General features: G+C 63.4%; 11 protein-coding genes and 1 tRNA gene. 8 read left to right on the forward strand and 4 right to left on the reverse strand.

What is annotated here, in order from left to right; all coding sequences use genetic code 11:
• The first annotated feature begins 129 nt into the window (after positions 1-129).
• Positions 130-768, forward strand: coding sequence for a 2-dehydro-3-deoxy-phosphogluconate aldolase (locus NKJ35_RS13380; RefSeq protein WP_352647582.1), 639 nt, complete (start codon positions 130-132; stop codon positions 766-768).
• A gap of 52 nt (positions 769-820) precedes the next feature.
• Here the strand turns inward: NKJ35_RS13380 and NKJ35_RS13385 are convergent.
• The 3 genes from NKJ35_RS13385 to NKJ35_RS13395 all read right to left on the reverse strand — a co-directional run bounded on the left by NKJ35_RS13385 (position 821) and on the right by NKJ35_RS13395 (position 4744).
• Positions 821-894 (reverse strand) — tRNA-Gln (locus NKJ35_RS13385).
• Between the two features lie 83 nt (positions 895-977).
• Positions 978-2822, reverse strand: a complete 1845-nt coding sequence (mepK, locus tag NKJ35_RS13390; RefSeq protein ID WP_352647584.1) for a peptidoglycan L,D-endopeptidase MepK — start codon at positions 2820-2822, stop codon at positions 978-980.
• A gap of 359 nt (positions 2823-3181) precedes the next feature.
• Positions 3182-4744 carry a sigma-54-dependent transcriptional regulator gene (locus NKJ35_RS13395; protein WP_352647585.1) on the reverse strand — a complete coding sequence of 521 codons (1563 nt, stop codon included), beginning with the start codon at positions 4742-4744 and terminating at the stop codon, positions 3182-3184.
• A gap of 152 nt (positions 4745-4896) precedes the next feature.
• On the opposite strand from NKJ35_RS13395, the gene NKJ35_RS13400 reads away from it, so the two are divergent.
• The 6 genes from NKJ35_RS13400 (at position 4897) to NKJ35_RS13425 (ending at position 11083) form a co-directional block, all read left to right on the forward strand.
• Complete coding sequence (locus NKJ35_RS13400; RefSeq protein WP_352647587.1) at positions 4897-6732, forward strand: M3 family oligoendopeptidase; 1836 nt, start codon at positions 4897-4899, stop codon at positions 6730-6732.
• A 391-nt stretch (positions 6733-7123) separates the two neighbouring features.
• Entirely contained in the window at positions 7124-7930 is an 807-nt protein-coding gene (locus NKJ35_RS13405) for a helix-hairpin-helix domain-containing protein (protein WP_352647589.1), read from the forward strand.
• A gap of 156 nt (positions 7931-8086) precedes the next feature.
• Positions 8087-9232 carry an aminodeoxychorismate synthase component I gene (locus tag NKJ35_RS13410; protein WP_352647591.1) on the forward strand — a complete coding sequence of 382 codons (1146 nt, stop codon included), beginning with the start codon at positions 8087-8089 and terminating at the stop codon, positions 9230-9232.
• A complete protein-coding gene (locus tag NKJ35_RS13415) occupies positions 9181-9843 on the forward strand; it encodes an aminotransferase class IV family protein (RefSeq protein ID WP_352647594.1) in 663 nt (220 codons plus the stop codon). The genes NKJ35_RS13410 and NKJ35_RS13415 overlap by 52 nt, the downstream gene beginning before the upstream one ends.
• Positions 9844-9860: 17 nt before the next feature.
• Complete coding sequence (locus NKJ35_RS13420; RefSeq protein WP_352478236.1) at positions 9861-10148, forward strand: YciI family protein; 288 nt, start codon at positions 9861-9863, stop codon at positions 10146-10148.
• Positions 10145-11083 (forward strand): heme-dependent oxidative N-demethylase family protein, encoded by a 939-nt coding sequence (locus tag NKJ35_RS13425; RefSeq protein WP_352478234.1) that lies wholly within the window; start codon positions 10145-10147, stop codon positions 11081-11083. Before NKJ35_RS13420 ends, NKJ35_RS13425 begins: the two co-directional genes overlap by 4 nt.
• A 97-nt stretch (positions 11084-11180) precedes the next feature.
• Here NKJ35_RS13425 and NKJ35_RS13430 read toward each other — a convergent pair whose 3' ends face one another.
• Positions 11181-11546 carry a hypothetical protein gene (locus NKJ35_RS13430; protein WP_352647596.1) on the reverse strand — a complete coding sequence of 122 codons (366 nt, stop codon included), beginning with the start codon at positions 11544-11546 and terminating at the stop codon, positions 11181-11183.
• Between the two features lie 74 nt (positions 11547-11620).
• On the opposite strand from NKJ35_RS13430, the gene NKJ35_RS13435 reads away from it, so the two are divergent.
• Entirely contained in the window at positions 11621-12859 is a 1239-nt protein-coding gene (locus tag NKJ35_RS13435; RefSeq protein WP_352647598.1) for a hypothetical protein, read from the forward strand.
• Positions 12860-12904: the final 45 nt, after the last annotated feature.

Here is a 12904-nt window from a genome sequence, read left to right on the forward strand (position 1 = left end):
GAGCCTGGAGTGGTCTGACTGAGGAGGTTTCGAACGCCACGCGTGACATCGCGACACGCCGCGTTTCGTGGACAGAAAAATCGCCTTCTGCTAACCGGTCGACTTGATCAACCGAGGAGATGAAGACGAATGCCCAGCACGACCGAAAAGCTCCTGTCGCTCCTCAACGGCCAGCCGGTCATACCGGTGCTGAAGATCGCCAATCTTGCCGACGCGGTGCCGCTGGCCCGGGCGCTGGCCCGCGGCGGCCTGCCGGCGATCGAGATTACGCTGCGCACCGCCGACGCGCTAGAGGCGATCCGCCGGGTGGCGGGCGAGGTCGAAAACGCCGTCGTCGGCGCCGGCACCATCCTGGACGCCCGCCAGTTCGGCGAGGCGGCGGCCGCCGGTTCGAAATTCATCGTCAGCCCCGGCATCACTCGCGAGCTTCTCGCGGCAGCCAAGGACAGCGATGTGCCGTTGCTGCCCGGCGCCATCACGCCGGGAGAGGTCATGGCCGCGCGCGAAGCCGGCCTGCGCTTTCTGAAATTCTTCCCGGCCGAACAGTCTGGCGGCATTGCCTCGCTCAAGGCTTTCGCCTCGCCGCTTGCCGACGTGAAATTCTGCCCGACCGGCGGTATCACCGGCAAGAACGCCGCCGACTATCTCAGCCTGCCCAACGTCATCTGCGTCGGCGGTTCCTGGGTGGCGCCGGACGATCTGGTCAAGGCCGGCAAATGGGAGGAGATCGAAGCCTTGGCACGCGCGGCAAGCAAGCTCGGGCGCTAGCATCTTCTGCATCAAAGTCGCCGCCGATTTTTGGCCGATCTGGTTCCCCGGCTGGTTCCCGCTCATGGACTCGAACCACGATTCACGCCTTCAAAGGGCGCTGTCCTACCATTAGACGAAGCGGGAGAACGCTGACCGCTGGTTAGCATCCCGGGATGAAGGAAGCCAGTGCCGGTGTGGAGGCAGCCGCGCGAGGTGCCGAGCGCGGCCTACTCGGTCTTGAAGCGTGCCACCGACATGAACTTGACGGCCTTGCCGGTGAACCGGTTGGCGTCGGCCATCTCGTTGCCCGGCTGGAAGCCTACCGTATAGACCTCGCTCGGCGCCGTACGGACGAAGTCGTAGGCGTAGCGCGGCGCCGTTGTCGCATCTGAAACGGTTGCTACATACTCACCGCTGTGCAGCGCCCAACGGGCGGCCTGCGGCGCGGCGGCGACCACCACCGGCTTGGGGCCGGGTTTCAGGTCGCGGGCGGTTGCCCTGGGTTCCTTGCGTGTGGTCTTCACGCCTGCACCGATGACGGCAGCCGGATCGGAGCCGGCCGGGCGGGCAACGATGGCCTCGCGCGGCGATGCCCCGTCGTTCGATGCCCGGTCGTCGCTAGCCGGTTCCTCGAACACCGATGCTTGCTCGGAAAGCGACGCGACCTTGTATTCGTCGGTCGCGCTGACCCTTTCCAGAACGGCCTTGACCTCGTCGGGCTGGGAAGTGTCGGGCCGCGCCGACGGCAATACCGAGAATGCGTCGGTGGCGGTGTTGCTCCGCTCTGCCGCACTCGCCAGCGCCAGCAACACTTGCTTGTCCTGCGGCGCAAGACCCGCCGGCGACAGGTCGGCCGGCAGCGAATGATCGGGCCGCCAGCTCGGCACGGGAATGTTGTTTGCCGCGACCTGCACCGGGCCGGCAGCGGCAGACGCGTCTGCCATGCCGAACGGAACATTTGCCGGCGCCACGCTTGCCGGCGTTTGCGCGGTCGCCACCGCCTGTTCAGTCGATCCAGCCGCATCCGCCACGCCGAACGGAACGTTTTCAGGCGGCTGAGCGCCGACGTCGGTCTTCGGACGCGGAGCAAAATCCGGCAGCGGAATGCTGCGCGCCGGCAATGCCGCGATGATCGTCTCCGGCGTGTCGTTCTCCGGTTCAGGCGCCGGAGCATCGGCGACTTCCGGAATCTCGGCGCGCTTGGCATCCTGAGGCGCCACGATGGCAATACCAGGCAGATTGCTGCTCTTGGCGGACGGCGCCGGCTTCACGTTACGGGGCTTTGGCGCCGGCTCGGCCATCGCCACATCGGCGCTGTCGTCCGCCTCGTCGTCGCCACCGCCGAACAAGGCTGCCAGGAACCCGTGGGATTTTTTGCCGCCGCTTGCGCTGGCCAGTTCAATGGCCGGCGCGCCGGCGCCCTTGCGGGCTTTGTAGGAGGCGAGCGCCTGTTGATAACCAGGCAGCGGCTTGCCGTCGCTCGGCACATGCAGCGTCTTGCCGTTGGGGAACACGCGCGCCAGTTCCTGGCGGCTGATGCCCGGCCAGTGGCGCACATTGCCGACATCCATATGCACGAAGGGCGAGCCGGAGCTGGGATAGTAGCCGACGCCGCCGCCCTGCATCCTGAGGCCGATATCACGCAGCTTCTTCAATGGGACGCCGGGAATGTAGAAATCCATCGCCCTGCCGAGCATGTGCTGGCTCTTCTCGGCGACGCCCCTGCTGCGGCTGCGCAGCATCGAATTCGTGGCCGGCGAACGATAGCCGCAGACGACCTGGATGTAATCGGTGGCGCCGCTCTCCCGATAAGCCTCCCAGACCAGATCCAGCAGTCGCGGATCCATCTTGGTCGGCTCGTTGCGACGCCAGTCGCGCAGGATGATGTTGATCTTTCGCAAGCCCGCCTGGTCGTAGCGGCCGTTGCGCTTGTAGACGATCTCCGCCTTTTCATGCGTGTGGAGATGATAGAGCTTCAGCGAACGTGTCTCGGCGCTGGCGCCGGTTGCCGCCGCTGCAAGGAACCCGACGGCAACAATCACCGCTGCCAGCCATCTCGGCCAGACGCTCATGTGATAATGCCGCCCGTTTTCGTGTCGTTCGATTCTGTTCAAATCAAAAGGCCTTGCAGGCTGCCGTTTTGTCCCCGGATTTGACCAAACGGATGCGTGGTGTGTGCATCCGAATATCGATCCTAATGGTTAATCATCGCTTATTGAAGCCGAAATGCGGTAACACGGTGGCGATATCCCGCCAAAAATATTGCGCCGGATATCTTGGTAAACCGCTGGTTTAGATCATGTTTTGGCGCCAGCTCGAAACACGATCTGTTACCGTCCGCCTTAATACGTGAACACTGTGGCGAACACATCATTTCGAGGCGCAGTTGCGTGGAATGATGTCCGGATGCGAACCGGCTTCGCCCTGTGACTCAGGAAGCGAGCCTCTCGACACGGCCGGTTTCCGGGTCGATGCCGTATTCCTTGAGCTTGCGGTAGAGCGTCGACCGACCGATGCCGAGGCGGCGGGCGACTTCGCTCATCTGGCCGTTGTAGTGATCGATGGCGAGCTTGATCATTTCGAGTTCGACGTCGGCCAGTGCACGCACATTGCCGCGCTCGTCGAGCGCCCGCAGCGTGCCGAAGCGGGGTCTGGCCGGCGCGTCGGGCTCGGCCGCGGCGGCGCCGACGGCGGCCGGGACGTTATCACGCGCCAGGCTGCCCGAAGCCGATCCGGAAGCTGGCCACCCTGAAGCTGGCCCCCCTGACTCTGGCGAGGCGATATCCGCATCGAGATTGACCGTGCCCTCGACCTGCGCCCGGATCTGCGGGAACTCTTCTTCGGTCAGCATGTCGCCCTCGGCGAGCACCGAAGCCCGGAAGACGGCATTTTCGAGCTGCCTTATATTGCCCGGCCAGTCATAGGCCTGCAGCATGGCGAGCGCCGCAGCCGAGATGCCTCGCAGACGGTGGCGCGGATCGGCGGGCGCCACCTTCTCCATGAAGTGCTCGACCAGATGGGGAATGTCGTCGCGACGGTCGCGCAATGGCGGCACGAAGATCGGATAGACGTTCAGACGATAGAACAGATCCTCGCGGAACTTGCCGTCCTTGACCTGCTGCAGCAGGTTGCGATGGGTTGCCGAGATCAGCCTGATGTCGACCCTGACGGTCGAGCGCCCGCCAACCGGATCGACTTCGCCGTCCTGTACGGCGCGCAACAGCTTGACCTGCACGTCGAGCGGCAGGTCGCCGATTTCGTCGAGGAACAGCGTGCCCGAATGCGCTTCGACGAACTTGCCGGTGTGTTTTTCGGTAGCGCCGGTGAACGAGCCCTTTTCGTGACCGAACAGGATCGATTCGACCAGATTGTCGGGGATGGCGCCGCAATTGACGGTGACGAAGGGTTTCGAGCGGCGGTCGCCGCTGCCCTGGATGGCGCGCGCCACCAGTTCCTTGCCGACGCCGGATTCACCCTCGATCAGGATCGGGATGTTGGACGCCGCCGCTTTGCGGCCGAGCCGGATCACCCGATCCATCGCCGGACTGTGAGTGATCATGTCCTTGAACGTCAGATGGCCGCCGCGCTGCCGTGACGAGCGCTTCACTTCGCCTTCGAGCGCTTCGACCTTGAGGGCATTGCCGATCGACGCCTGCAGCCTGTCGGGAGAGGCCGGCTTGACGACGAAGTCGAAGGCGCCGTGACGCATTGCCGAAACGACGGTTTCGATGCCGCCCTGCGCGGTCTGCACGATGACGGGAATGTGGATGCCACGCTCGCGCATCGCCTTCAGCACGCCGATGCCGTCGAGCCCAGGCATCATAAGGTCGAGGATGACCACCGACACGTCGCGCGCATTGGGTCCGTCGACAAACTCGAGACCCGCCTCGCCGCCATCGGCGACGATCGCGGTGTGGCCGAATTTCGTCACCGCCGCCTCGAGCAGCCTGCGCTGCACGGGATCGTCATCGACTATGAGTATGGAAGCTGCCATGACTGATCCGACCGTGCCCGCCCGAGAATGCGCCCTATGGATCATCTTGGCACAGGGTTCTAAATAAGCTTTCAAAAAACCCGGTGAATGAATTCCTTAGGATTTGACCGGCTTCTCGTTTCCTCGAATTTTCGTGTCTGGGAGGATCGGCAATGCGCATGGTTTTTGCTCGAAAGCTGGCGGCGGCGCCCGGTCAGGGCGTGGCGGAGCTTGGCGACCTGCCGGAATGGAATCTGGCCGATCTCTATTCGGGCATGGAAGCGCCCGAGTTGAAGCGCGACATCGCCAAGGCCGCCGCCGATGCCATCGCCTTCGAGAGCCGTTGGAAAGGCACGCTCGCCGCCGAGGCCGGGCGTGGCAGCGCCGGCAGGCTTGGCGAGGCGCTTCAGGCCTATGAAGCGCTGGAGGAGCTGATCGGCCGCATCGTCTCCTATGCCGGGCTTGTCTATGCCGGCAACACGTCGGATCCGCAGCGCGCCAAGCTCTATGGCGACATCCAGGAAAAGATGACCGATGCCAGCGCCCACCTGCTGTTTTTCGCGCTCGAGCTGAACCTCATCGACGATGGCGCGATCGAAAACGCACTCGCCGCCGATCCGGCCTTCGCCCATTACCGGCCCTGGGTGCTCGATCTGCGCAAGGACAAGCCCTATCAGCTCGAAGACCGCATCGAGCAGCTCTTCCATGAAAAATCGATCACCGGGCGCGGGGCCTGGAACCGCCTGTTCGACGAGACGATGACCGATTTGCGCTTCGACGTCGACGGCGAGGAGCTGACGCTGGAGCCGGCGCTCAATCGCCTGCAGGACGCAGACAGCGAGGTGCGCCGCCGGGCGTCCGAGGCGCTGGCCACGACCTTCCGCAAGAATTTGCGCGTCTTTACGCTGGTCACCAACACGCTGGCCAAGGACAAGGAGATCTCTGACCGCTGGCGGGGCTTCGAGGATATTGCCGATTCCCGCCATCTCGCCAACCGCGTCGAACGCAGCGTGGTGGATGCACTCGCCGCCGCGGTTCGCGACGCCTATCCGCGCCTGTCGCATCGCTATTATGCGATGAAGGCGCGCTGGCTCGGCATGGAGGTGATGAACCACTGGGACCGCAATGCGCCCCTGCCGGAGACCCCGCAGGCGGTCATCGGCTGGGACGAGGCCAAGAACACCGTGCTTTCCGCCTACCAGCGCTTTTCGCCCGACATGGCGGAGATCGCCAGAACTTTCTTCGACCGCAACTGGATCGATGCACCGGTGAGACCCGGCAAGTCGCCTGGCGCCTTCGCGCATCCGACCGTGCCTTCAGCGCATCCCTATGTGCTGCTCAACTACATGGGCAAGCCGCGCGACGTGATGACGCTGGCGCACGAGCTCGGCCACGGCGTGCACCAGGTGCTGGCCGGCGGCCAGGGCGCCTTGATGGCGTCGACGCCGCTGACGCTGGCCGAAACGGCATCGGTGTTCGGCGAGATGCTGACCTTCCGCTCGCTGCTCGAGCAGACCACCGACAAGCGCGAACGCAAGGCCATGCTCGCCCAGAAGGTCGAGGACATGATCAACACCGTCGTGCGCCAGATCGCCTTCTACGAGTTCGAGCGCAAGGTGCATGCCGAGCGCAAGAGCGGCGAATTGACCTCCGACAAGCTCGGCCAGTTCTGGCTGGAAGTGCAGGCGGAAAGCCTCGGGCCGGCGATCAAGCTGCGCGAGGGGTACGAGGTTTTCTGGACCTATATTCCGCATTTCATTCACTCGCCTTTCTACGTCTATGCCTATGCATTCGGCGATTGCCTGGTGAACTCGCTCTACGCGGTCTACCAGAACGCCGAGCGCGGCTTTCAGGAGAAATATTTTGCCATGCTGCGCGCCGGCGGCACCAAGCATCATTCCGAGCTTCTGGCGCCGTTCGGCCTCGACGCGGCCGACCCTGCCTTCTGGCAAATCGGGCTTGGCGTGATCAGCGGACTGATCGACGAGCTGGAAGCACTGGACAATTGATGCGCAACACTGGGTGATGCGCAACACCGGATGACCGGGTTTCCAGAACAGTTTAGCTGCAATGCATATTGGCGGTGGTTCTATTCTTGTCTTGGTTATTTGTTCTTAAATAACTTTCCATGGAAGTTTTCCGTTAGATTCCCGTAAGCTGTATGATAGCGTCCGCCCTCAAGCTCAGCCGGGCACAAATGGGTCTGGTCGGAAAGCCCCGACCTAGTCATGGCGTGTCGGCGGATGCGACAATGGCTGTTGGCCAGGGGCAAACCGGTCGCCGACAGCTCGATCGAAGCCGGCTGTTCTGCAAATTGCGGAACCACCATCGAATGGTCCTTCGCCGAGGTCATGGCTCTACAGGCCAGGGCGGACAGATCGGACTGGAGAGAGAAAGACAATGGGCACTTTTTTCTACATGCTCCTGGCGTTCCTGGTAGGTGTGTTGGTTGGCTGGTTCATTTGGGGACGCCTGCGTGGCGAGCTCGACAGTTTGCGCGGCGATCTAGACCGCACGCGCAGCGAACGTGACAGATTGCGGGCCGATAGCGACCGTCTGACCGGTGAGCTGGATGCATGCGGCCGCGCCCGCGCCGATCTCGAACGCCGGCTGGGCGAGGCGAAAACCACCCAGGCACCAACCGGAAAGGCGGCAACAGCCAAGGCGCCAGCCGCCAAGACCGGCGCGACCAAGGCGGCGATGCAGGCGCCGTCAACGCTGATGTCGACATCCGCACCAGCCAAACCGGCGCCGAAGAAATCTGCAACGGCCAAGGCCGCCACCGCGCCACGCGCAAGTGCCGCGAAAACGGCAACGCCGAAACCGCCTGCATCGAAAGCGAGTGCACCCAGGACCGCGCCGGCGGCAAGCAAGGCTGCGCCGGCTGCAAGCAAGGCCGCACCAGCTGCAAAGAAAGCCGCGACCGGCAAGGCAACAGCCACGGCCCCAGGCAAAGCCAACGATCTGCGTCGCCTGATCGGCATCGGCCCCACCAACGAGCGGCTGCTCAAAGGGCTTGGGGTCACGACCTATGCCCAGATCGCCGCCTGGACGCCCGACGATGTCAAGCGGATCGAGGCGACGCTGAATTTCGACGGCCGCATCGAACGTGAACGCTGGATCGAGCAGGCGAAACTGCTTGCCGCCGGTGACGAGAAGGAATTTGCGCGTCGCTTCCCGACCGCGGGGGAAGCCAGCAACACCTGATCCATCGCAAGGTGGCATTTTGGAACAAGGCGGCGCCCACTGGCGCCGCATTTGTTTTTGCCCCGCGCCTTTGCGTCTTGAGACGCCGCTCCCTCGATTGCACACGGTCGAGCCCCCATATAGATCGATCGCTGGTGACCGCAGCATTCGAGCCTTATGCCCCTGCCCTTTGCAATTTTCCGGAACGACGAGACCGCGCGTCAGCTCGTTTTCGACCGGCCGGCCGAGATAATCGCAGCGCATGGCGAGGCGGACTTTTTGCCGGCCCTGGAAGCCGCGCAGGCAGCACATGACGGCGGCAAATGGCTGGCCGGCTATTTCTCCTATGAGGCCGGTTACCTGCTCGAACCCAAGCTCGTTCCGCTGCTGCCGGCCAGCCGCCGCGCCCCGCTTTTCTGCCTCGGCGTGTTCGACGCGCCAGTCGAAGAGACGATCGCGCCAGGCGATCTGCCGGCTAGCAACGGCCCAATCTTCGACCCCAAGGCAGCCTGGTCTTCGGACGACTACGCCAAACGCTTTGCCAGGCTGCATGACCATATCCGCAAGGGCGACTGCTACCAGGGCAATCTGACCTTTCCGGTCCACGCACAATGGTCGGGCGATTCACTGGTCGCCTTCAACGCGCTGACTGAACGCCAGCCGGTGAAGTATGGGGCGCTGGTCGCGCTCGGCGATCCGATCGTCTTGTCGCGTTCGCCCGAACTGTTCTTCGAGGTGGACGCGGAAGGCATGATCGAGACGCATCCGATGAAGGGCACCGCGCCGCGCGGCGCAACAAAAGCCGAGGACGATCGCCTGAAAGCATTCTTGCGCAACGACGAGAAGAACCAGGCCGAGAACCGGATGATTGTCGATCTCCTGCGCAACGACATCTCACTGATCAGCGAGGTTGGCACGCTCGATGTGCCGGAGCTTTTCCGCATCGAGAGCTACCCGACCGTCCACCAGATGGTGAGCCGCGTGCGGGCGAAACTCTTGCCCGGCCTCACCATCCGCCAGATTTTCGCCGCGCTGTTCCCCTGCGGCTCGATTACCGGCGCACCGAAGATCCGCGCCATGGAGATCCTGCGCGAGCTGGAAGGTGGCCCGCGCGATGTCTATTGCGGCGCCATAGGCTGGATCGCGCCCGGCGGCCGGATGCGCTTTTCGGTGGCGATCCGCACCATCTCGCTCTTTGCCAATGGCGAGGCGGTCTACAATGTCGGCGGTGGCGTCGTCTTCGATTCGACAGCCGAAGAGGAGTATCAGGAGTGTCTGCTGAAAGCCCGTTTCGCGACGGGAACACTGCCGATTTCGAACTGATCGAAACAATGCGCTGGGAACCCGGCTCGGGTTTCCTCCGTTTCGACCGCCATCTCGCGCGGCTTTACGGCTCGGCAAACGAACTCGGCTTCGCCTGCGATCCGCAACGGGTCGGCGAAGCGCTGATGAATGCGGTCGGCCGCCAGCATATCGCGTTGCGCACCCGCCTCGTCCTGTCGCGCAATGGCGAAGTCGCGGTTTCGGTGCAGCCCTACGAGCCGCTCGCCGCAGACAAGGTCTGGACCCTGCAGCTGGCACGGGTGCGGCTTGATTCGAGGGACACGCTGCTGCGTCACAAGACCAGCCGCCGACAAACCTATACGCGCGCCCGCGCCGAATATCTGGCCGGCCGGGCCGACGAGGTGCTGCTCGCCAATGAGCGCGGCGAAATCTGCGAGGGCACGATCACCAACGTCTTTGCCGATTTCGGCGACGGCGTGCTGGCCACGCCGCGGCTCGATTGCGGCCTGCTGCCTGGCGTCCTGCGCGGCGAACTGCTGGATCAAGGCCGCGCCGGTGAAGCGGTCTACACGTGGAACGAACTGAAATCGGCCAAGGCGCTGTTCGTCGGCAACTCGCTGCGCGGATTGATCCCGGCGCGGCTGGGCTGAAGCATCGGGAGACAACAATGTTCGTGGTTTCGCTGAACTACAAGGTGCCGCTGACCGAGATCGACCGCCTGCAGCAAGCGCATGTCGAGTGGCTGAAGGCCTGCTATGCGCAAGGTATCTTTGTCGCCTCCGGGCCAAAGCGGCCAAGGACCGGCGGCATCATCATCGCGCGCGGTCCACGCAAAGTGCTCGATGCCAGACTGGCGGATGATCCCTTCGCCAAGGCAGGTGCCGCCGATTATGAAATCACCGAATTCACGGCGAGAATGGCCGCTGCCGCACTGGAAGCCTACAAAGAAGCATGAGTTTCCGCCCACCGACTCACACACCCTATGACGGCTCCTCGAAACTGTTCACCATCGGGTTGAAGCCGCTCAGTCTCGATAGATGGATCGAGGTCGACGAATATCTGCTGCCCTATCTTGCCGAGAAACGCCGGCTTTACACGGAAATTCCAGACAAGGTTTTTGTCGAGGAGCAAGCAACGCGCGACGCCCAGCGCGAAGTGCTCGATCTGCTCGGTGCGCATCTGGCGGCGAACTTTCCTGAAACCCACAGGCGTACCGACAATGCGATCGAGGTGATCGACGGCATCGACAATCTCGAGGGTTCAGGCACCTCAGCTTCTTTCAGCGATGCGCCGCTTGTCGCGGCCTCGTTGCTCGTCCAGGAGGATTTGATCCTGATGCGCCGTGACGAGAGCGGCTGGCGTCTGGCGGCCGGCTCGCTCTGCTTCCCGTCGTCATGGTCGCTAATCGAAAAATTCGGCAAGCCGCTGCAGCAGATCCATGCGCCGGTACCGGGTTTCGGTCCAGGCACACGCCCGGCCGATCTCATCAACCGCATGTTCGATGGCCTCCAGGGCCAAGCCGTCGAGCGCTACAACTGGTCGATCCAGGCCGGCGACGCACTCTACCATCCGCTCTCCAACATCGAACGCATCGACCGCGCCAGCAATCGCCCGTCGAGATTCCCGGACGGCGACATCGACGCTCATGCTTTCATCCGCGTCGAGCGTCAGACGCTGAGAAAGCTCCCGGTCTCCGGCGACATACTCTTCACCATCCGCATTCATCTCGACCCGCTCGCCCTGCTGGAGCGCCACCGCGACCGCGCGGCGCTCGCAGCGTCCTTTGCCGAACAACTTCTGGCGCTGGACGAGGCACAGCTCGACTACAAGGGGATGACCGCCGACCGTGACCGGTTGGTCGAGCGGCTCGGGGCGCTGGCGCTGTCCTAGAGCAGTTCGTCGTTTCACGGAAACGCCGAACCGCTCTATCTCTTTGTTCTTGCGCAATTCCGGACGGAAAACCGTTTCACACTTTTCCTCGGATTCCCTAAATCGCAGCCACGCCCAGCAGCAGGATCGCGGACATCGCGGTAAAGACGGTGACGTTGACATCCCACCGCCAGCCCGCCGGTCCAAACGGCGGCCGGAACGGCAGATAGCCGTTCTCGTCATACAGCACGCCGCCGTAGATCGGCCGCGAGAGCATGGCCGCGAAGAATGCTCCATACATGGCCGCGGCCAATCCCCCCGCGAGATAGAGCCGCTCGGCTTCGAGTTGCCCCTTGATCCAGATAAGCCGAGCGCAATCAGGGCCACTCCGGTGTAGCTGAAACGGGCGGATGCGGCATCCGCACCAGGGGCGGCGTCGCAGCTTTTTTTCGCTGAGCAGCGTCTGGTGCTGGACGAGGCACAACTTGACTACAAGGGCCTGACAGCCGACCGTGACTGCTGGCGGACGACAACTCTAACTTGTGGCTTGGGGGAACAATGATCCAGCATCTTAGCAGGCCGGTCACGTTCATGGCCGCGATCCTGGTACTGTCGACAGCAGCCGAAGCAGAGCCGGTGACTTATGCCGGCAAGCTTGGAAAGAGCGATATCGTCGTCGAATTCACCGACGACCCCGCGGCGCCCGGCAGCCCGCTGGCCGGCCGCTATTTCTACCGCTCGAAGGGCGTCGACATCCCGCTGCAGGCCCGGTCCCAAAAGGGCAGCAGGTTCGAACTGGCCGAGGAGGAGGCATGCGGCGCCGACAATTGCGATGACGGAAAGGCCGCGCCGATTGCCGCCGTGTGGCGCCTGGCCTCATCCAGTAACGGCAAGACCCTTGAAGGCAGTTGGAACGGAAAGAGGGCGCTGCCGCTCAGATTGGAGCGGGTCGCAAGTCGGCAGGTGACCGGGAACGAGCCCGGCAGCCCGCTCGATCTCTACGATTTCAGCTTCATGAAGTTCTTCGCCAATGACACGCCGATCACCATGGAGACGTCCCCGTATGACTATCTGCGGCTGAACACTCAGCTTGATAACGGCAAGACGACTGGCTGGCCGGACGCGACCTACCGCTATGTCGTCGACCCCCGCACCAAATTCGCCACGCCGCGCATTGTCGAACTGTCCGGCAACGTTCCGATCGAGGCCGCGAATGCTCTGCTGCAAGACAGGCACTGGCGCGCAAACATCGGCGCACTGGGCTGCGTGGCGGCGCAATATGCCGGTTTCAACGAAAGCGGGCCGATTGACGGCGTGAACGACGGCACGCTCGGAGGCTATGCGGACAGCACATTCGAAGTGAGCTCGCTGACGCCGCTGCTGATGAGCTGGCGGGAGTCCGGCAGCATCTTCTGCGGCGGAGCGCATCCGACCAACTATTCGGACGCCTACATCATGGATGTGCGGCGCGGCGTCCTGCTTGGCCTCCAGGACATTTTCTCGGATACGGTGGATGGCAAGCCAGGTCCTTCCCTCGTCTCCTTGGTCAAGCAGCGGCGCAAGAAACCGACCGATCAGACCGACATCGATCACGAAGCCGAATGCGGCATGGACGATCTCATCGGCGAATATCTGGCGGTCAGCCTCTGGCGTGAGGGCGACAAGCAGGTTCTGGTGTTCGGGCTCCAGACCCTGCCGCATGCCATCCAGGCCTGCGCCGACGATCTGCTGGAACTGCCGGTCGCCGAGGCACGTGCCCTCTTCAAGCCTGAATTCGCAACACTGGTCGAGCCATAGCCGGGATGGCGCGGCGTGAGGCCGGCCGGCCGCTTTTCGCTTTAT

It is taken from the genome of Mesorhizobium sp. M0136 (assembly GCF_040322515.1).
GTDB lineage: Bacteria > Pseudomonadota > Alphaproteobacteria > Rhizobiales > Rhizobiaceae > Mesorhizobium.